Origin of the sequence: Sorangium sp. So ce1036 (genome assembly GCF_051369805.1) — a bacterium.
In the GTDB taxonomy this organism is placed as follows: Bacteria; Myxococcota_A; Polyangia; order Polyangiales; family Polyangiaceae; genus Sorangium; species Sorangium cellulosum_F.
In genome coordinates this window covers 3184263-3204351 of record NZ_JBBMOX010000001.1, presented here as the reverse complement: position 1 = coordinate 3204351, position 20089 = coordinate 3184263, and the positions used below count along the sequence as shown (strand labels likewise).

Annotated in this window: 14 protein-coding genes; 6 read left to right on the top strand and 8 right to left on the bottom strand. The window is 73.6% G+C overall.

Going from position 1 to position 20089, the window contains the following annotated elements; all coding sequences use genetic code 11:
• The first annotated feature begins 15 nt into the window (after positions 1 to 15).
• A complete protein-coding gene (locus tag WMF31_RS12330) occupies positions 16 to 777 on the top strand; it encodes an SDR family oxidoreductase (protein WP_436602129.1) in 762 nt (253 codons plus the stop codon).
• Positions 778 to 999: 222 nt separating this feature from the next.
• On the opposite strand, the gene WMF31_RS12325 is transcribed toward WMF31_RS12330, so the two are convergent.
• The 6 genes from WMF31_RS12325 to WMF31_RS12300 form a co-directional block, all read right to left on the bottom strand.
• Entirely contained in the window at positions 1000 to 1668 is a 669-nt protein-coding gene (locus WMF31_RS12325; RefSeq protein ID WP_436602128.1) for a hypothetical protein, read from the bottom strand.
• A gap of 600 nt (positions 1669 to 2268) precedes the next feature.
• Positions 2269 to 3219, bottom strand: a complete 951-nt coding sequence (locus WMF31_RS12320; protein ID WP_436602127.1) for an OmpA family protein — start codon at positions 3217 to 3219, stop codon at positions 2269 to 2271.
• 16 nt (positions 3220 to 3235) lie between these two features.
• A complete protein-coding gene (locus WMF31_RS12315) occupies positions 3236 to 3676 on the bottom strand; it encodes a DUF4398 domain-containing protein (RefSeq protein ID WP_436602126.1) in 441 nt (146 codons plus the stop codon).
• A gap of 89 nt (positions 3677 to 3765) precedes the next feature.
• A complete protein-coding gene (locus tag WMF31_RS12310) occupies positions 3766 to 5550 on the bottom strand; it encodes a DEAD/DEAH box helicase (protein ID WP_436602125.1) in 1785 nt (594 codons plus the stop codon).
• A gap of 235 nt (positions 5551 to 5785) precedes the next feature.
• Positions 5786 to 7765 (bottom strand): glycoside hydrolase family 9 protein, encoded by a 1980-nt coding sequence (locus WMF31_RS12305; protein ID WP_436602124.1) that lies wholly within the window; start codon positions 7763 to 7765, stop codon positions 5786 to 5788.
• A gap of 158 nt (positions 7766 to 7923) precedes the next feature.
• Positions 7924 to 8823 (bottom strand): 1,4-dihydroxy-2-naphthoyl-CoA synthase, encoded by a 900-nt coding sequence (locus tag WMF31_RS12300; protein WP_129350464.1) that lies wholly within the window; start codon positions 8821 to 8823, stop codon positions 7924 to 7926.
• Between the two features lie 297 nt (positions 8824 to 9120).
• Here WMF31_RS12300 and WMF31_RS12295 point away from each other — a divergent pair, with 297 nt between their 5' ends.
• From WMF31_RS12295 to WMF31_RS12275, 5 genes are all read left to right on the top strand, one after another.
• Positions 9121 to 10320 carry a PAS domain S-box protein gene (locus WMF31_RS12295; RefSeq protein ID WP_436602123.1) on the top strand — a complete coding sequence of 400 codons (1200 nt, stop codon included), beginning with the start codon at positions 9121 to 9123 and terminating at the stop codon, positions 10318 to 10320.
• A 45-nt stretch (positions 10321 to 10365) separates the two neighbouring features.
• Positions 10366 to 11463 (top strand): fibrinogen-like YCDxxxxGGGW domain-containing protein, encoded by a 1098-nt coding sequence (locus WMF31_RS12290; RefSeq protein ID WP_436602122.1) that lies wholly within the window; start codon positions 10366 to 10368, stop codon positions 11461 to 11463.
• 74 nt (positions 11464 to 11537) lie between these two features.
• A complete protein-coding gene (locus WMF31_RS12285) occupies positions 11538 to 12056 on the top strand; it encodes a hypothetical protein (protein ID WP_436602121.1) in 519 nt (172 codons plus the stop codon).
• 14 nt (positions 12057 to 12070) lie between these two features.
• Positions 12071 to 12721, top strand: coding sequence for a hypothetical protein (locus WMF31_RS12280; protein ID WP_436602120.1), 651 nt, complete (start codon positions 12071 to 12073; stop codon positions 12719 to 12721).
• Between the two features lie 96 nt (positions 12722 to 12817).
• On the top strand, positions 12818 to 14905 hold the full coding sequence (locus WMF31_RS12275) for a protein kinase domain-containing protein (protein WP_436602119.1): 2088 nt from the start codon (positions 12818 to 12820) through the stop codon (positions 14903 to 14905).
• 21 nt (positions 14906 to 14926) lie between these two features.
• On the opposite strand, the gene WMF31_RS12270 is transcribed toward WMF31_RS12275, so the two are convergent.
• A complete protein-coding gene (locus WMF31_RS12270; protein WP_436602118.1) occupies positions 14927 to 15838 on the bottom strand; it encodes a hypothetical protein in 912 nt (303 codons plus the stop codon).
• Positions 15839 to 16023: 185 nt separating this feature from the next.
• Positions 16024 to 20001 carry a serine/threonine-protein kinase gene (locus WMF31_RS12265; RefSeq protein ID WP_436602117.1) on the bottom strand — a complete coding sequence of 1326 codons (3978 nt, stop codon included), beginning with the start codon at positions 19999 to 20001 and terminating at the stop codon, positions 16024 to 16026.
• Positions 20002 to 20089: the final 88 nt, after the last annotated feature.

Genomic DNA, 20089 nt, shown 5'->3' with positions numbered 1-20089 from the left:
CCCGGAGAGGCCTTGATGGCACATGATCTGTCGGAACGAGTCGTCCTTGTCACCGGAGCCTCCCGCGGCCTCGGTGAGGCCATTGCCCGCAAGCTCGCGGCGTGCGGCGCGCGGGTCGCCGTCAACTACTTCGGCAGCGCCGACAAGGCGCGGCGCGTGGTCGAGGACATCCGCCGGGACGGCGGCACGGCCGAGGCCTTCATGGCCGATGTGCGCGACGAGCAGGAGGTGGCCGGGCTCGTGGAGCAGGTGCGGGCGCGCTTCGGCCCCCTCGATACCCTCGTGCTCAACGCGACCGGCCCGCAACCGTACGTCAAGGTGGAGGACCTGACCTGGAGGGATTGCCTCGATCAGCTCGAGTTCTTCGTGAAGAGCCCGGTCCTCTTCGCGCGGGCGGTGGTCCCCGGGATGAAGGAGCGCCGCGCGGGCCGGATCATCCAGATCGGGTCCGAGGTCTTCGAGCAGGGCGTCCCCGAGTTCTCCAGCTACGTGTCGGCCAAGGGCGCGCAGCTCGGCCTGACGCGCTCCTGGGCGCTGGAGCTCGGCCCGTGGGGGATCACCGTCAACCTCGTGGCGCCCGGCTGGATCCCGACCGAGCGCCACGCGGCCGAGGGCCGCACCGAGGCCCAGAAGGAAGCCTATGCGGCGGGCGTGCCGCTCCGCCGCATGGGCCAGCCGGCCGACGTGGCCGAGGCCGTCGCCTTCCTCGCGTCCGACGCCGCGAGGTTCATCACGGGCCAGAAGCTCAGCGTGAACGGCGGCAGGACCCTCGCCTGAGGTCGTGCCAGGGGGCGCGCGGTCCTCTTCCCTCTCCCCTGTGGGGCCTAGCACTGCTGCGGGAAGTTGCCCCGGAGCAGCAGAAGAACCGCCAGGGCGCCAGCGACGCCAAGAAGAGAGGGGGAAGGGTTGTCCCTCCATTCTCCCCTTCTACTTCCCTGGTTTCTTGGCGCCCTTGGCGTCATGGCGGTTCGCCTCTCGGCCCGACTTCCCGCAGCAGCGCTAGCAGTCCAGCTCGACGAGGTTGCCGTCGGCGTCGACCGAGATCTCGAGCTCCACGTCGCCGATCACGAGGTTCGCCTCGTAGGAGAGCCGCCCGTCGTGCAGCTCCTCGTCGAGCTCCACGATCGAGCCGCCCTGGGCCGCGTGGAGGAGGGTCAGGTAGGCGCCCGGCGGCAGCATCTCCAGCGTGATGTCCCGCTCGATCAGCGCGCCGCGGGCGTCGATCCGGAGCGCGTAGATCCGCGCCCCCTTCCAGAGGACGGCCTCGTAAACGGTCTCTCCGAGGTCCTCCTCTTCCTCCTCGCGCACCTCCAGGATCGCCCCGCCCGCGGCCTCCCTCTCGATCGCCCTGCGCGCGGGCTCGGGGACGCTGTCGAACGCCACGATCCAGGCCTCGACCTCGCCGCCGATCACGTTGCCCGCGGCGTCGAGCTCCACCTCGCGATAGACGTTCCCCTCGACGAGATCGATCTCGTACGTGACGCGGCCGCCGTCGACGCTCTCCTTCACCTCCAGGACGGTGATGCCCTTTCCGAGGCTCGCCAGCGCCGCGCGGACCGGCACCGGCAGCTCATGGACGGGGATGACCCGCTCGCGATCCCCCGCCGCGCCGCCGCCCGGATCCGCCTGCACGCTGACCGGCGAGGCTCCGTGGCTCCTGGACGCCACGCACGCAGCGACCGCGGACGCCGCGCGGGCAGCAGCGGCGAACGCCGCGTGGGCAGGAGCGGCGGATGCCGCGCACGGGGACCAGGCCAATACGACCGCAATCGGTAGGTTCAGGATAGCTCTGTACGTGCGCATGAGTCCCCCCATGGGTCGATATACCAACGCGTCCAAACACCGACACGTCCCCACGCAATGCAGCGATCGGTCCACGTCGATTTCAGTGCGTCATCGACACACGTCAGCGATGAAGATGTGTCTTGGACACTACCGTACGTCCACGAAGCGCCCGCAGGGAGCGCGCAGTCCGACCCCTCTGGATGCGCCGAGCGCTGCCCGATTCGCGCGCTTACGCCAAGGGCATACCCATGCCACCCGAGCCGGCTCCGTGGGCGCTGGCGCCGCCGCGGCCTCGGGATTTCCCGGTCCGGGTGGCCGGATCGAGGTCAACGTCGGTCGCGCTCCGCGCGCCCGGGATTACCCCGGATCCAGAGAGGCGGCTCCAGGGATCCTCGACCGCGAGGAAGGACTGCCCGGAGATCCGGTGTCGCGCCGGCGGGCAGGGGGCGATGTCATGTCAGGGGAGCGTGGAGGCAGGGAGCCTCACTGCTTCGTGGTGGGATTGACGATGATCTCGACACGCCGGTTGTTGGCGCGGCCCTCCGGGCTCGAGTTGTCCGCCACGGGGCGGTCCGGCCCGTGGCCGACGGTCGAGATCTTGTCCGCGGGGAGCCCCACGCTGATGAGGTGGCGCTTCACCGAGTCCGCGCGCGCGAGCGAGAGCGTGCGGTTCGCCTGGGAAGAGCCGGTCGAGTCGGTGTGGCCCTCGATCCGCAGCGGCGGCGACCCCTGGTCCTTCAAGGTGGTCGCGATCTGGTTGAGCTTCTCCTTGGCGATGGGCAAGAGCTCCGACTTGCCCGACGCGAAGAGCACCGCGCCGGAGAGCGTGATGACCACGCCGCGCTTCTCCTCCTTGACCGCGGCGACCTCCTTCAGGCTCGCGAGCGCCGCGTTCGCGACGCGCTCGGCCTCGCGCCGCGCCTCCTCGGCCTCCTTGCGGGCCTTCTCGGCCTCGGTGCGCGCCTTCTCGGCCTCGGTGCGCGCCCGCTCGGCCTGGGCGCGCGCCTGCCGCTCCCGCTCGATCTGCTGCTGGCCGCTCTGCAGCGCGTCCTTCGCGCTCTCGAGCTGCTGCTGGGTGAGCTCCCTGTAGCTTCGCTCCGCGTCGGCCTTGTCGCGCTGCGCCTGCTGCAAGCCCGCGGCCGCCTCGGCCTGCCGCGCCTTGCGGTCGGCGATGTAGGCGAGATCGCGCGTCCGCTGGGCCTCGGGCTCCTCGTCGAACGCCGCCTCGGCGCGCGAGAGCGCCTGCTTCGCGGTGTCGAGCTGGGCGGGCGCGAGGCGCGTCGCGGGGCCCTGGCTCGCGCGCGCGTAGCTGGCGCGGGCCTCGACGAGCTCCTTCGGGGGGAGCGTCGCGCTGCACCCCGACGCGGCGGCGAGCACCACGCAGAGCGCGATCGGGCGGCGCAGCAGCGACAGCTTCCTGGATCTCGAACGCATCACGTCACCTCCCGCCTCACTGGGCCTCTCCCTCGGGGGCCTCTTCCTCGTCGGGGGCCGCGACCCCGGCCTGCTCCAGCTTCTCGACCTGCGCCGTCGCCTCCTCGGCCTCGGCCTCCGTGGCGCGCTGCTTGGCGATCGCCAGCGCGAGCTCGGCGTCCGCCTCGGCGCGCTGGAGCACGCGCTGGGCGGCCTCGTTGTCCTCCGCCTCCATCAGCGCCTTGGCCTTCTCCATCTGCTCGCGGGCGAGCTTCAGGTGCAGCATGGCCTGAGGATCGGACTCGGCGCCCACCTCCTCGGCCGCGCGGATCGCGGCCTGTGAGGCGGCGAGCTGGTCGTTCGGCGGGGGCAAGCTGCCACCGCACCCGACCGCGGCGAGACCGAGCAGTCCGGCGAGCACCGCGACCAGGCTCGCGGGACGGCGGTTGGCTGGTGTGTGGTTCGGGCTTCGGTTCACCCGGACTTTGTACAACACCTGGAGGCGGCCGAGAAATCAGGAAAACCCCCGACATTCCCGGCGGGTGGTGGTCGGCGCGGAGCCCCGCGCTACTCGACGCGCGCCGAGCTCGCGCGGACGATGCGGATCCGCGCGTCGCGCGCGTCCGGCCTGGTCACGGCGCGCGCGAACTCGGGCGCCGCGGGGGAAGCGACCTCGACGACCGACGCGGTGCTGCCGATCCGGATCGCGCCGATCTGCCGGCTCGACACGCCGCCGCGGCGGCACACGAGGGCGAGCAGGCGCCGGGCGTCGGCGCCGTGGCGCTCGCCCCAGTTGACCTGGAAGGGCACGAAGGGAAAGCGCGGGGCGTGCTCGGCGTCGCCGCGACGAGCGGCGGAGCGGGCCCGCGCCGGCGGCGGCTCGGACCGGGGCGACCGGGGCGGGGCGACCGCGGTGACGGGCTGCGGCGCGCAGGGGCCGACGTGCTTCGCGCGGGCGAGGAGGGCCGCCACGAGCTCGGTCGCGTCCATGTCCGCGAGCAGGCGCTCGGCCAGCTCCCGGAGCCGCGCGTCGGGCGCGGGGCCGGCAGCGCCGCGCGCAGAGCCCGCCTCGCCGGGGCCGCGCGCAGGGCCCGCCTCGCCCGCGCCCTGCGCCTCGCCCGCGCCGCAGCCCCGCGCCGCGGCGAGCTCGGCCGCGAACCGCTCGTCGGCGGCGCGCAGCACGTCGGCGGGCGACGGGACCGGCCGGAACGTCGCCTCGACCCGCGCGCGCCGGAGCAGCCGCAGCACGTGCTCGCGCGCGAACGGCGCGACCAGGAGCACGCTCGTCCCCTTGCGGCCCGCGCGCCCGGTGCGCCCGCTCCGGTGCGTGAAAATCTCCGGATCGCCCGGGGGGTCGGCGTGGATGACGCGCCCGACGTCGGGCACGTCGATGCCGCGCGCGGCGACGTCGGTCGCGACCAGGGTGGTGATCGCGCCGGAGCGGAACGCGTCGAGCGTCCGCGTGCGCTCGCGCTGCTCGAGGTCGCCGCTCAGGGCGCGCGCGGGCAGGCCCAGGGCGGTGAGCTTGTCCGCGAGCTCCGCGGCGCCCTCGCGCGTGCGCACGAAGACGAGCGTGCGCTCGCCGGGCGCGAGGAGCAGGAGGTTCACGAGCGCCGCGTCGCGCTCGTGCGGCAGCACGAGGTGGGCGACGTGCGCGATGTCGCCGTTGGCCGCGCCGGGGCGCGTGCCCTCGACGCTCACCGCGTCGCGCTGGAAGCGATCGGCGAGCGCGCGGACCTCGCGCGAGAAGGTGGCCGACACGAGGTGGGTCTGGCGCTGCTCCGGCATCCGGCCGGCGATCGCCTCGAGCTCCTCGCGGAAGCCGAGGTCCAGCATCTGGTCCGCCTCGTCGAGGACGAGGGCGACGACGCCGCGGGGATCGATCGTCCCGCGCTCCAGGTGGTCGACCAGGCGGCCGGGCGTGCCGGCGATGACGAGCGGGTCGCGGCGCAGCGAGCGCGCCTCGGCGCCGAAGCTCGTGCCGCCGGTGACGCACGCGACGCGCGCGCCGAGCGGCCCGAGCAGCCAGCCGAGCTCGCCGGCGATCTGGGCGGCGAGCTCGCGCGTCGGGGCGATGATCACCGCGGCCGGGGCCGCCGCGGAGCGGGGCGCGCCGTCGGGCCCGGCCGCGGCCGCGCGCCCGGCGAGGGCGCGCTCCAGGCGAGGGGCGAGCGCGAGGCCGACGGCCACGGTCTTGCCGGAGCCGGTCTGCGACGAGATGCGGAGGTCCCGACCGTCGAGATCGGGGGCGAGGACGGCCTGTTGAACGGGCGTGAGGGAGGTGAAGCCGCGGCGGGCGAGCGCGCCCGCGAGCGGCGCGGGCAAGGCGTCGAGCATTGGGTCGGGATTCATGAAAGCCGCGCAACCTAGCAGAGGACCTGGGCGGTTGTCGCGCGGGATCGGCGCGGCGCCGCCGGAGCTCGGCCGCTCCGGTGGCCCCGGCTACACCGGTGATGCCGGCTGCTCTTGGTAGGCCCGGCTACACCGGCAAATCCGGCCGCGCCTGGTCCTCCCTCCCCTCCCGCGCGCGGCGCGGCGCGCCGCGGCAGGCGGGCCGTGCGGTCCAGAGGCCGCACGGCCCTTCAGGTCACTGCGACCCGGCCTGGGCGCCCTTCTCGTCGAGCCAGGCCACGGTCCACGCGAACGGGCCGTTCCAGTTGATGGTGATCTCGTTGACCGACCACGCCTCGATATGGTCGATGTAGCACTTCTGCGGCGCGCACTCCGGATCGATCTGCTCCATGGCGATCGGATCCTGCCGCGCGGTGTTCGGCCCGCCGGAGACCGCGCCCGGAGGCGGTGCCGGGTAGTCCGGGTCGAGCTGGGCAGCCCAGAAGCGATGATGCGGGTTCTCCAGCGGGACCTCGCCGTAGCCGGAGACATAGCACTTGTCCATCGCGTTGCGCCCGAGCAGGTAATCCGCGCCCGACGCGACCCCGTCGAAGTACTTCTGCTCCCCGGTGAAGTCGTGCGCCAGCGCCAGGACGATCATGTTGTTGAGCACGAACGAGTTGGAGCCCCAGGGATACCCGTTCTCGTCGGCCAGGAACGGGACGCGGTACCCCTCGGCGTTCATCACCTCGAGGTACTTGTCGGCGATGGCGACCAGCTTGGTCCGGGCCGCCTCGCGCTCGGTCGCGGTGGCCTCGGCCGGGACCACGGCCAGCGAGATGGCGCCCAGCCCGTCGACCTGCCCCCACGTCATGGCGCTGAACGAGCCGGTCGCGCCGAGGAGCTCCTCGCTGTACGGCGAGGCGGCGAGCTCGTCGCGATAGGCGCTGTCGCCGGTGGTGATGAGGAGCTCCGCGGCCGCCCAGTAGAACTCGTCGCTGAGCTCGTTGTCGCCGTAGGCGCCTCCGCCCTGCACCGCGCCCTCGTTCGGGATGACCTCCGGGTTCTCCTTGGCCGCCGCCCACGCCCGCTCCGCCGCCTCGAGGCAGGTCGCGGAGAACGCGGGGTCGAGGTCGCGGAAGATGCGCGCGGCCTGGGCCGCGGTGGCGGCCAGGTTGAGCGTCGCCGCCGTGCTGACCGGGCGCAGGAAGCGCGGCTGCGGATCCTCGTGCGGCGGCAGCGGCAGGCCGGTCCACTCCAGATCATGGATCTTGTGGTGCGCCATGCCCGCGTGGATCTCCCCTTCCGGGACCTGCATCTTGAGGAGGAACTCGACCTCCCAGCGGGCCTCGTCGAGGATATCGGGGATGCCGTTGCCAGCCTCCGGGATCTTCATCTTCCCGTCGGCGAAGTCCTCCGCGTTCTTCCCGAGCGCGACGGCGCGCTCGTACTGGTTCAGCAGCGTCCAGGCGGAGATACCGCCGTTCACCACGTACTTGCCGTGATCGCCGGCGTCGTACCACCCGCCGGTGACGTCGAGCGTGTAGTCGCAGTCGAGGTCGTCCCCGCAAGGCGCCTCGTCCGGCAGGTGCCCCGCCGGGCGCGCGTGCGCCGCGCCGACGTACTCCTCCTCGATCTCGATGCCGGAGCGGTTGTGATAGAAGTACGCGAGCGCGTCGTACTTCATCTGCGCGTAGATCGACGGGCTCACGTCGAACGGGTGGCTGGCCTTCTCCCCGACGCGCAGCGTGTAGCCCTCACCCGCCGTGGTGAACTCGCTGAAGTCGATGATGTGCACGTGCTCGCCGGAGCTCGCGTCCGCCCCCACGACCTCGGTCGCGCCGCTCGCCACCACCGCGCCGCCGGCGTCGACGAGCTCCCACGGGTGCGGCTTGTCCGAGGCCGCGACGACCGTGGCGACCTTGGCGGCGTTCGGCAGATAACCGACCTGGTTCGCGCGGATCAGCTCGTCACCGGACGGCTCGACCGTCTCGACCGGCTCCCCGCCGCCCTCGCCGGCGCCGCCCTCGCCGCCTTCACCGCCGGCGCCGCCCTGGCCCTCGCCGCCCTCGCCGCCGGCGCCGCCCGACGCGCCCGCCCCCCCCGTGCCGGTGCTCGACGGGTCGTCATCACCGCAGCCCACGGCGGTGAGCCCCCCCACGAGCAAGAGGAGGAGCGAGCCCCCCAGAGAGAGCCATGAACGCTTCCAACCAGCGGACCTCGAAGCACAACGCATGATGAGCATCTCCAGATGAAGTTGACCGTCGTGCGACAGAAACGATGCGCACGACCCCCTGCGGCAGGGCTACCTTTGATAAAGTCGATGGGGATGTCAAGCGTGGAGCAGGACTCTCCACGCCCTGACAAGGCGGTGGGGCACGCGACGCGTCGACGTCAGTAGTGCCAGGGGAAACGCGTGAAATCCGGGCGGCGCTTCTCCAGGAAGGCGTCTCGCCCCTCTCTCGCCTCCTCCGTGCCGTAGGCGAGCCGCGTGGCCTCTCCCGCGAAGAGCTGCTGTCCGACGAGCCCCTCGTCAGGCAGGTTGAACCCGTACTTCAGCATCCGCATCGCCGTCGGGCTCTTCGAGTTGATGATCGCGCCCCACCGGAGCGCCTCCGCCTCGAGCTCGGCGTGCGGGACCACGGCGTTGACCATCCCCATGGCCGCCGCCTGCTCTGCCGTGTAGTCCAGCCCCAGAAAGAAGATCTCCCGCGCCTTCTTCTGCCCGACCTGGCGCGCGAGCAGCGCGGAGCCATACCCGCTGTCGAAGCTCGCCACGTCCGGGTCCGTCTGCTTGAACATCGCGTGCTCGCGGCTCGCCAGCGTCAGGTCGCAGACCACGTGGAGGCTATGGCCGCCGCCCGCCGCCCAGCCGGGCACCACGGCGATGACCACCTTGGGCATGAACCGGATGAGCCGCTGCACCTCCAGGATGTGGAGCCGGCCGAGCCGCGCCGCGTCGACCTGCCCCGCGCTCTCCCCTTCGTACTTGTAACCGTCCTTGCCGCGGATGCGCTGGTCGCCGCCGGAGCAGAACGCCCAGCCCCCGTCCTTCGGAGAGGGCCCGTTCCCGGTGATGAGCACGCAGCCGACGTCGGCGGTCGTGCGCGCGTGCTCGAGCGCCGTGTAGAGCTCATCCACGGTCCTCGGACGAAATGCGTTGCGCACCTCAGGCCGGTTGAACGCGATGCGCACGGTGCCCTGATCCACGGCGCGGTGATAGGTGAGGTCCTCGAACGAGAACCCGTCGACCTCACGCCAGCGCGCCGGGTCGAAGATCGCAGAGACGGTCATGATCCACTCCTCCGGGCGCCGACCCTACCCGCCCCACCGTGGGCAGGCAACCTCGAACACCGACATTGGGAGGAAGTCAGCGGCAGAGGCGCACCCGGCCCGGCCGCTCCGCCCCGGCGGCGCCCGATCCCCTTGACTTCAAACGCGATCTCGGAGACAAGCAGGCTGAGACACATCGATGGAGCGACCTCGCTTTGGAGCGGAACCTGGCTCGCTCGCGCCTGGCGGCGCGCGGGCGGGGCACCTCGGTCTGCGGGACAGGGTGGTGCGGCGCGTCGAGCCCGCTCCGGGGAGGAGATGGTCTTGAGCCACGAAAAGCTGTTCCAGGTCTCGGCGGGGCTCCTGGCGACGGCGGACGCGAGCGGCCGCTTCCAGCACCTGAACCCGGCCTGGGAGCGGACCCTCGGGTGGACCCTCGACGAGCTCAGGTCCAGGCCGTTCATCGAGTTCGTCCACCCGGGCGACCGGCAGGCCACGCTCGCGCAGACCGCCGAGCTCTTCAAGGGCCGCGCGACCGACCGGTTCGACAACCGCTATCTGTGCAAGGACGGGTCGTACAGGTGGCTCGGCTGGAGCGCCGAGGTGGACATGAGCGAGCCCGCCCCGGAGCGCCTGATCTACGCCACGGCGCTCGACGTGACGGCCGACCGAGAGCGCCTCTCGCAGCTCGCGCAGACGATCCAGCAGGCGAGGGTCTACGAGACCCTGTTCCGGGTCTCGGTGGGCCTGCTCGTGACCCTGGACATGAACGGGTATTTCCGGCACGCGAACCCCTCGTGGGAGCGGCTCCTCGGCTGGTCTCCCGCGGAGCTCACCTCGAGGCCGTTCATCGAGTTCGTCCACCCCGACGACCGCGAGAGCACGCTCGCGGAGGCCGCCGCCCTGTTCCAGGGCAAGACGGTCATCCGGTTCGACAACCGCTACGCGTGCAAGGACGGCTCCTACAGGTGGCTCGCCTGGACCGCGTACATGGATGCAGACGTGGACGGGTCGGCCCGCCTCGTCTACGGCACCGCCCACGATGTCACCTCCTACAAGGAGCTGCTCGGGGAGCTCGAGCGGACGCTCGCGCGGCTCCGCGACACGATGCAGGCGATGTCGACTCCGCTCATCCCCATCACCGACCGCATCGTCGTCATGCCGCTCGTGGGCCAGATGGACCCGGAGCGGATCAGCCAGGTGATGTCGGTGGCGCTCGAGGGGGTCCAGTCCACCCAGGTCGATGTGGTCATCCTCGACGTGACCGGGCTCAAGGACATCGACACGAGGGTCGCCGCCGCGCTCGTCGACACGGCCAGGGCGCTCTTGCTGCTCGGCGCAAGGACGGTCCTGACCGGCATCCGGCCGGCGGTGGCCCAGACGCTCGTCGGGCTGGGGCTCGATCTCTCGGGGATCGTGACCAAGGGCACCCTGCAGAGCGCCATCGCGTTCGCGCTGCAGGCCGGCCCCGCCGCCGCCGCGCCCAGCCCGCCGGCGCACCGCGCCGGGCGGCTCTAGGGCGCGCGGACACGCGCGCTCGCGTCCATGTCCATGGAGGATGGCATGCTGTCCGGCAGAGGTTCGATCGCAGGGGCCTGCTGCGCAGCCGTCGCGCTGCTCGCCGCCATGCCGGCGTGCTCGACGAGGGTGCGGAGCTTCGGTCAAGACGGCGCGGGCGGCGGGGCCATCACCGCGAGCGCCGGAGAGGGCGGCGCGGCCACCACCGCGAGCGCCGGAGAGGGCGGCGGGGCCACCTCCGCGAGCGCCGGCGGGGACGGCGGCGGGCGCGCGTGCGAGCCCGACGACCAGGAGGCCTGTTACGGCGGACCGCCGGGTACGCTGAACCGCGGAGCCTGCCGCGCCGGCGTCAGGACCTGCGACGCGGAGGGGACGGGCTACGGCCCGTGCGAGGGAGAGGTGTCGCCGGCGCCCGATCGCTGTGACACCGCCGAGGACGAGGACTGCGACGGTGAGGTCAACGAGGGGTGCCGTTACGCCCGGTGCGCCGACGTCCCCTCCGGCGCGCCGAGCGGCGTGTACGCGCTCGATCCGGACGGGGTCGGCCCGCAGCCCGAGCTCGCCGTCTACTGCGATCTGGAGACGGACGGCGGGGGGTGGGCGCTCGTCTATAGCAGCGTCGGCTCCGAGGACGGGGAGACGCTCCCCTTCTGGAACATCCCGTACGCCGACCGGCTCGGCGCGAAGGGCGCGCCCGCGCCCCACCAGAATCATTACCAGGGCGCGCTCTACCTCGTCGGCCGGGAGTACCGCGATGAGATCGAGGATCTGGAGGGCACCGTCAAGGAGGTCATGCGCGCGACCGCGGGCGGCATCGACGCGGAGACCATGAAGCTCCTCGATCCCGCGCACGTCTCCGGGGACGCCGACGTGTTCTATACCCAGTTCTTCTCGGGGTGGTCGTCGCCCGACTTCGACGGCGACACGTACGGCGCGGGGAACTGCGCCGCGGAGCTCGAGGACGTCACGCAGCACTACGCATCTTGCTGCACCTACAACCTCGGCGCGGACCTCAACGCGCCGTACGACGACGGCGGCTGGGGGCCTCACCTGCTGGAGAGCGTCGCGGCGCGGCTCGGGCTCTCCGTCGACGGCGCGGGCTCCACGCGCGTGAGGCGAATCTCCCGCTGGACTCGGTGGTGAGCCGCGCGCCGCCCGCCGCCGCGCCCCCACGGATCCCGTGACAGCCCCCGTGGAGCTGGTATGCTGCCCCGGCCATGCGCTTCTATGCCTTGATACTGCTCACGCTCTTCGCCGGCCTCTGCCTGGCGAGCTGCTGGACCAGCGACGCCTGCGTGGAGGGGGACGCGTGCGAGTGCTTCGACGGCGACGAATGCTATCTCGGCTGTAACGGTGACAACTGCGATCAGCGCTGTCATCACATGAACCGATGCGGCGCCGTATGTGAGCACGGGTGTGACTTCGAGTGCTTCGACGTCGACGAGTGCTCGGCCTCCTGCGGGGACGACTGCAACCTCGAGTGCCATCACACCGCGGCGTGCGGCGCCATCTGCGAGCGCGACTGCCGGTTCGACTGCCATGACACGAGCCGGTGCGGCGTCGTCGTCGGGCCGGGCAGCGTCGTGAGCTGCCGGAGCGTGGCGACCTGCGAGGTCGAGTGCCAGGGCTCGTGCGAGGTGTACTGCGAGAGCGTGGACGATTGCGACGTGACGTGCTCCGACGGCTCCCGGGCGGCCGAGTGCTCGGACCGCATGCGCGCGTGCGGTGGATGCTGAGGAGGCCTGAGATCATGCTGACTTCGTTGACTTCGCAGCTTCGCGCGCCGCGCCGGCTGGCAGCGGCGGCGCTCTCGTTCCTTGCGCTGACGATCGGGTGGGTAGAGATCGGGGCCGCGCAGATGACGATCCGCCGCCCCGGCGATCGCCCCGATTACAAGGTGGAGCTCGAGCCGCACCTCCTCATCGCGCCGTTCGAGCCGCTCGGGCCCGGCGTCGGCACGGGCGTGGGCGCCGGGTTCCGCGCCACCATCGACATCGTCCCCGAGGGCTTCATCAAGCGCATCAACGACTCGGTCGGGATCGGCTTCGGCATCGACGGCATCCACTACGGAGGGAACGGCAACTTCCGCGGCGACTGCGCGCGCTTCGAGGGCGGGCCTGCGGGCACGCGCATCTGCACCGAGGTCGACACGTACGGGGACGCGTCCAACTACGTGTTCGGCGAGGCCGTGATGCAGTGGAACTTCTGGCTTCACCGGCGGTGGTCTGTCTTCGGCGAGCCGGGGCTCGCGTTCTATCTCGGCGATCTGGGCTATCGCTCGCGTCCCGGGGTCTCGCCGGTCCTGTTCATCGGCGGGAGGTTTCACTTCACCGAGAATGTCACGCTGACGCTCCGGCTCGGGTATCCGGCGTTCTCGCTGGGGGTCTCGTTCCTCCTGTGAGCCGCGCCGCCGGCGACCAGCGCCTCTCCCGGCGTCTCCCGCCCGGCGCGCCGCTCGTGTCCCCGGCGCGCCGGCCGACCTGATATCCTCCCCGGCATGCCGGAGACGCCGCGATCCGAAGGGCCTCAGGGCTCGTCCGTCGTCGAGGACCTCACGGTGCCGAGGCTCGGAGCGCCGGCCGCGCCGCCGACGGGAGCGCCGGCCGCGCCGCCGACGGGAGCGCCGGCCGCGCCGCCGATGGAGGAGCTCTCGAGCTCGGCGCTCGTCGAGGACGTCGAGGCGGCCGCGGCGCGGGGCGCCGGGGGAGACGCGCTGATCGGGAGCCTGATCTCCGGGCGTTACCGCATCCACGAGCTCATCGGGGAGGGCGGGATGGGCGCCGTCTACCGCGGCGAGCAGGTGCTCCTCCGCAAGCAGGTGGCGATCAAGCTGCTCAGGCCCGTCGCCCGGAGGCTGCCCGAGCTCGTGGCGCGGTTCGAGCGCGAGGCGATCGCGGGCGCGCACATCCGGCACCCCAACGTCGTGGCGGCCATCGATTTCGGCCAGCTCGACGACGCGTCGTACTTCCTCGTGCTCGAGTACGTCGAGGGCACGCCGCTCAAGGACGTGATCGCCGCGGGGCGGCTCGCGCCCGCGCGGGCGCTCCGCGTCGCGCGGCAGCTCGCCTCGGCGCTCTCGGCGGCGCACGAGAAGGGCATCGTGCACCGGGACGTGAAGCCCCTGAACGTCCTGCTCGACGCGCAGGATCAGGTCAGGCTCATCGATTTCGGGCTCGCGAAGGTCGATGTCGATCTCCTGTCCAGCCAGAGCCGGAACACGACAGGACCGCGCCCCGCCCTGACCAGCGCCGGAGAGATCTTCGGCACGCTCTCGTACCTCGCGCCGGAAGCGCTGCGCGGGATGGACGCGGTGGACGCGCGCGCGGACCTGTACGCGCTCGGGATCGTGCTCTACGAGATGCTCACCGGACAGCACCCGTTCGACACGAAGAGCGTCGTGGCGCGGCTCAAGCAGCACGGCGCGGCGGATCCGCCCCCGCTCCGCCTGCGCGCGCCGGACCTGGTGGTGCCCGCCGAGGTCGAGCAGGTCGTGATGCGGCTCATGCAGCACGACCCGGGGCTCCGTTACCGGTCGGCGACCGAGGTCATCGCGGCGCTCGATGAGGGCCTCGCGGCCCTCGCGCGCGCGCCGGCCATGGCGGCCCCGGCGGCCGTGTCGGCGGCCATGCCGGCCCCATCGGCCATGCCGGCGGCCGTGCCGGCCCCATCGGCCATGCCGGCGGCCGTGCCGGCCCCACCGGCCGTGCCGGTCCCACCGGCCGTGCCGGGCGCGCCGACCTCCCCCGTCGCGCCCGGGCTCATCGGGCCTCCCCCGCGCCCCGCCTGGTCGGGGCCCCGGGCGACCTTGCTGGCGCATGCGCACCGCCCCGCATCGTCGACGCGCTGGATCCCGATCGTGGCGGCGGTGGCCGCGATCGCGGCGGTCGCCATCGGGGGCTCGCTCTGGCTCGTCCTCCGGCGTCCGGAGCCGACCCAGGCGGCGCCCGCGGCCGCCTCCGCGGTGGCTGCACCGGCGCCGCCGGCGCCTCCGCCGGCGACCGCCGCGGCGAGCGCGCCGGCCGAGGACGACCCCCGCGGCGCCGCGGGGCTGCGATCGCAGCTCAGCCGGGCGGTGGCGACGAGGAACTGGATGCTCGGGGCGCGGTCGGTGCTCGAGCTCGCGCGGGTCGACCCCGAGCTGCTCCTGAGCAAGGGCCTGCGCGAGGAGCTCCTGTCCACGGTGGCGGGGATCGGGTTCGAGGAGGACAACGAGGCGGCCGACGAGGTGTTCGACCTGCTCACGAACGGGCTCGGCACCGGCGGGCTCGACGTGCTCCTCGACCTCGTGCGCGCGCGCGGCGGCACGAAGGCAGCCCGGCGGGCCACCGAGATCCTGACGCGGCCCGAGGTGATGGCGCGCGCGACCCCGGCGCTCCGTATCGCGTTCGACTTCCGCCGGGCCACGTGCAGCGGCAAGCGGGCGCTCTTCGAGCGCGCCGCGGCCGAGGGCGACGAGCGCACGCTCTTCGAGCTCCAGGTGTTGCACGGCGCGCGGTGCAGGAGGAAGCACGACCCGTGCTGCTTCCGCGAGGACAAGGCCATCGCGGAGGCGATCGAGCGGCTGAAGGCGCGACTCGGGACCTAGCGCACCCTCGGCCGGTGACGGTCAGAGCAGGCCGCACCCCGGATAGAGCGGCAGGAGATCCTCGTCGCGGACCTCGGTCCGGATCGTCTCCGGGTACCGGGTCCCCCAGATCCCGAGCAGCGACCCGAGCAGCGGCGGGAACGTGTAGCACGTCTGGTCTCCGTTCGTGTCCTCCACGCACGAGAGGTCGCACAGCCCCAGAAAGGCGATGCCGCACGGCTGCACCTTGCCGCAGAGGCGCTTCGGCTCGAGGAGCGCGAGGTCGAGCGGACAGCTCGAGGACAGCGACGACAACGTCCCTCCGAGATCGGGATCGATGCAGGCATATCCGACGATGGCCCCTTCGTCGAACGCGTTGCCGAACATGGTGGCGTCTCGGACGCGGAAGTCCGCGGCGGGCGCCTCGTCCCTGGAATACGCGAGGGCGGGATGCCTGCCCTCGAGGAGGATCTCCACATGTTCGCCGGAGCCGTTCATGTGCTGAAACAGGCACGCCGAGACCCAGCGCTGCTCCGATACGTCGAGGTCGCGCTCGGCCCACGCCGGCGCGAAGCCAAAGGCCCCGTGAAACGCCTCGCCGTCCGGAGCATGGACCACCTGGTCGGGCAAGAGCGCGCAGCGGACCGTGTAATCGAGCACGCTCCTCCCACCCTCGGTGTCGAGCAGCGGCGTCTTCACCAGCTCGCCGTGGCGGCCCGCCAGCGCGGCGCGGCCGAGCGCCTTGAAGGCCTCCCGGTTGGCCGGAGCCCAGAAGTCGGCGGGGCGCATCCCGTTGGCCCCGATGGGCACGATCATGCGCGTTCCGAGCGTCATCTCCGCGGCCCCCTCGGCCGGCGATTCGCCCGGGAGCCCCCCGGAATCGTCCGGGCCGATGCACCCCGTCATCAACGCACCCATGAAGAGGAGCCCACCAGCGAAGGATCGGATCGACATGAGTCCTTCCTCCGGGAGAGCGTGGAACCGAGAGCAACCCGGTACTCACCCCCTCCCGCGACACTGGAATTCTCTCATTTCACGATAAGGCACGCAATGCGGAAACGGAGTAGATCTCCTGCGCACAAAACGCAGGGATCCATACGGCATCACCCGACCGCGACACGGGCAGCGCCTTGATCCCGTCAGACCGAGTGGCGCCCTGCAGCGCCGGGGACGCCCTGCACATCCTCCAGCGCGCGCTCGAGCTCCTCGAACCGGGACAGCCACATGGGACACTCCCCGCGACGCGCGCGCGCCATGGCCAGCGCGTCGCGGGCGTCGTCGCAGCGTCCCCGGCGCAGCGCCGTCCGGGCGCGCCAGTACAGGAGCCGCAGCGTGTTCTCCGTCGAGCGCTGCTGCTCCGCGAGCTGGATGGCCTCGCCCCAGGTGAGCGACGGCGCGCGGGCGGGCCGGACCCCGAGCTCGGAGAGCACGAGGCTCAGCAGGCTGTGATCGGCGGTGTCGGCCGGCCCGAGCGCGCACGACCGCTCGACCCAGCCGAAGATCTGGCTCGCCTCCTCGTGCTCGCCGAGTTCCAGGAGGATCGACGCGAGCAGGATCGCCGTCTCGGCCATCGGCCGCTCCGAGGACTGCTCCTCCAGCCACCGGGCCCGCCGCGCCAGCGCGCACGCCTCGCGCTGCCTGTCGCTCCAGTAGAGCAGCACGGCGACGTTGTACGAGGCCATCTTCTCCAGCCACGGATTGCCGATCTCGCGCGCCAGGTCGACGGCGCGGCGGAGGTCGTCGACCGCGCCCGGCAGCGACCACCGCGAGATCCACAGCGCGATGCGGTTGACGTAGGCCGCGCAGAGGTGAAACGCGTCGCCGGACGCCGTGACCAGGTCGATGAGCTCGCCGAAAGTGGACTCGGCCTCCTCGAGGCGCCCGGCGAACGCCAGCTGGAACGACAGCATGTTCAAGGTGAGGACGCGCGCGTCGTAGTCCCCGAGCTCCGCGGCGCGCCGGGCGCACGCGGTGAGCTCCGCGACCGATTCCTCCTGCCGCCCCAGCCGCCACAGCGTCCGCGCGTCCGCGACCCGGAGGCGCAGCGCGAGCCAGGGCGAGCCCTGCGCCTCCACGAGCGGGCGCGCCTCGTCCACCCGGCGCGCCGACTCCTCGAACTCGAACGCCCAGTCGAGCGCGGTCGCGTCCTCGAGCAGGAGGCTCGCCCTCCCCGGCGCGTCGCCGAGCGCCTCGGCCAGCGCGAGCGCCTCGCCGAAGTCGGCGCGCGCCTCGCGCACGCGGCACATGCGGTACCGGCTCCTGCCGCGCCCGGCGAGCGCGCGCGCGCGCCGCCGCGCGTCGCCCGGCTCGATGACGTGCAGCGCCGCGTCGTAGCGCTGGTCCGCCTCCACCGCGCGGTGCCGCGCGGACGCGAGATCCCCGAGGGCGAGGTAGGCGTCGGCCGACTCGGCGCGCTCGCCGCACGCCGCCGCGTGGCGCGCGAGCGCGCGCAGCGCCTCAGCCCCGCCCGCCGCCGCCCGCGCCCGCCAGTACGCGAGGGCGCTCCGGTGAATCTCCACGCGCTGCGCCGGGTCGAGCATCTCGTACACGGCCTCCTGGAAGACCGCGTTCTGGAACGCGTGCCGGTCGTCCGCGCGGCCCCCCGGGTCGTGCTGCAGGATCCGCCGCTCGACGAGCGCCGAGAGCCCGAAGCCCGCGTCGACCAGCGGGCCGGCGCCGCCCGCGCGCTCCAGGCCGTCGAGCACCGCCTCGAGCTCGGCGCGGTCGAACGACATGCCGAGCGCCGAGCAGACCCGCGCGCACGCCGCGAGCTCCGGCGGCAGATCGTCGAGCTGCCGCGCCGCGAGCCACTGCCACGCCGGCGAGGGCGGCAGCGCCTCGACCTCCGCGGTCGCGACGTAATGGCCGCCGCCGGCCCGCCGGCGCACGACCCCCGCCTGCTTGAGGGAGCGGACGATCTGCCGCAGGCAGTCCGGGTTGCCGCCCGCCCAGCGGGCCAGGCGGCGGAGGGTCTCCGCGGGCGGGTACTCCGCCGGCAGGAGCAGGCGCGACGCGAGCTCCATCGCCGCCTCGTCCGCGAGCGGCGCGAGCGTCACCCGGGTGTGGCGCTGGTTGCGCCGGCCCCAGCGCGGGCGGGCCTGCGCGAGGCGAGGGCGCGCCGCCACGACCACCCAGAGCTTCACGCCCTCCCCGTCGAGCGTGGCGTACTCCAGGGCGTCGAGCAGCATGTCGTCCGCCTGGTCCGCGTCGTCGAGGATCACGGCGAGGGGGCCGCGGCGCGCCCGCTCCCGGAGCGCCCCGGCGAGCGCGAGCATCAGGCCGTGGCGGCCTCCCCCGGGCGCCCGCGCGCCCCCCGCGTCCGCCCAGCCGAGCGCGGCCGCGACGGCCTCCCAGGTCGCGCCCCCGAGCGCCTCGCCGAGCCGCGCCACGCAGAAGCCCCGCGGGTCCGGGGGGCGCGCTCCGGACGCGTCGAGCGGCGCGTCGAGCGCGAGCCGGAGGAGGGCGCGCACCGCCTGCGCCGCGCCGCCGTGGATCGGGTGGAGCGCGCGCACCGCCGCGACCCGCGCGTCCGGGGCCGCCGCGCCGGCCACCCGGGCCGCCTCTGCCGCGAGGCGGCTCTTCCCGAGGCCGGCGTCCCCGAGCAGCGTGAGCAGGCCGGGACACGCCCCGTCGAAGGCGTCGGCCGCGCTCGCCGCGAGCGCCGAGAGCACGTCGCCGCGGCCGAGCAGCGGCGGCTCCGCGAGGCTCGCCGGGTCGTCCGGCGGCGTGGGGGCGGCCTCGTCGTCGGGCAGCGCGCGCCGGAAATCGTCGGTCATGACGAGGCCGCGCCACGGCTCGGCCGGCAGCCACGTCTCGGGGCGCTCGACCGGCGCGCCGTACGCGGCGTGCAGCCCGCCGGCGGCCCGGCGCAGCCGCACGCTGGCCACGTGCAGCGCCACGCGCGCGCCGCCGGGGAGCGCGAGCTCGCGCGCCGCGGCGAGGGCGGCGCGGGCCGGATCGTCGACGTCGCGCGCCGGGAACACGGCGAGGTGGCGCTGCCCGCGCTGCCGCGCGAGGAACCCGCGGCGGCGGCCGACCGCCGCGATCACCGCGCCGCCGCCCGCGCCGACCTCCGCGAAGAGCAGCGCGACCGGGTGGCGCCCGTCGGCGACCGCGGCCGACACGGGGCTCGAGCTCCGCCGCGTGGACCGTGGCGCCGAGGGAGGGACGGAGTCGGCGGCGCGCCCGTCGCAGAGCGCGCGCAGGGCGCGCCGGAGCGCGGCGGCGCTCTCGGGGCGGCGGGCCGGGTCCTTGGCGAGGCAGGCGAGCGTGAGCTCCTCGAGCGCCTCGGGGACCTCCGCGAAATGGCCCGGGCGCGGGGGGCGCAGCGCCAGGTGGCCGTGCTCGATCTCGTCCCGGCCGCCGACGAACGGAGGCCGCAGCGTGAGCAGCTCGAACAGGATCACGCCGAACGCATAGAGATCCGCGCGCGCGTCGATCCGCGCGGCGTCGCCCCGGAGCTGCTCGGGCGCCATGTACTCCGGCGTCCCCAGGACATCGCCGGCGCGCGTCGCGGCCACGAGCGCGGGCGGCTCGCGCGCGTCGCCGAGGCGCTTGGCCAGGCCGAGGTCGAGCAGCGCGACGCGGCCGCCCGCGCCGAGGAGGAAGAGGTTCTCGGGCTTGAGGTCGCGGTGAACGACGCCGCGCGCGTGCGCCGCCTCCACCCCGGCGAGGAGGGCGTCGGCGAGCAGGGCCGCGCGCGCGGCGTCGAGCGGCCCGGGCTGCGCCGCGAGCTCCTCGGCCAGGGTCGCGCCGGAGAGCCGCTCCATCGCGACGAACGGTTCGCCCCCCGCGAGCTGGCCGTGGCCGTACAGCCGCGCGACGTGCGGCGCGCCCACGCGCTCGAGCAGCTCGGCCTCGCGCCGGAACCGCTCGCGGACGACCGGCGTCGCCAGCCGCGCCACCTTGATCGCGGCCGGCGCCCCGTCCTGGTCGCGCTCTGCGGCCCAGACGTCGGCGAAGCCGCCGCGGCCGAGCACGCCGTCCAGCGTGAAGCCCTCGATGCGCGGCGCCGCGGGCGGCGCGATCGGGCTCGGCGCAAGCGGCGGAACGAAACCGTCGCGCGCGCACGGCGCGCCCGGGATGAGCCGCCCGTGACATACGGCGCAACGGTGCATGATCCGGCTCGATCTGGCGAAGCCGAGGGTCGCGTCGGACGCCGGCTCGAGCGTACAGTAATGCGCGGCGCCAGCGGCTGCCACGTAT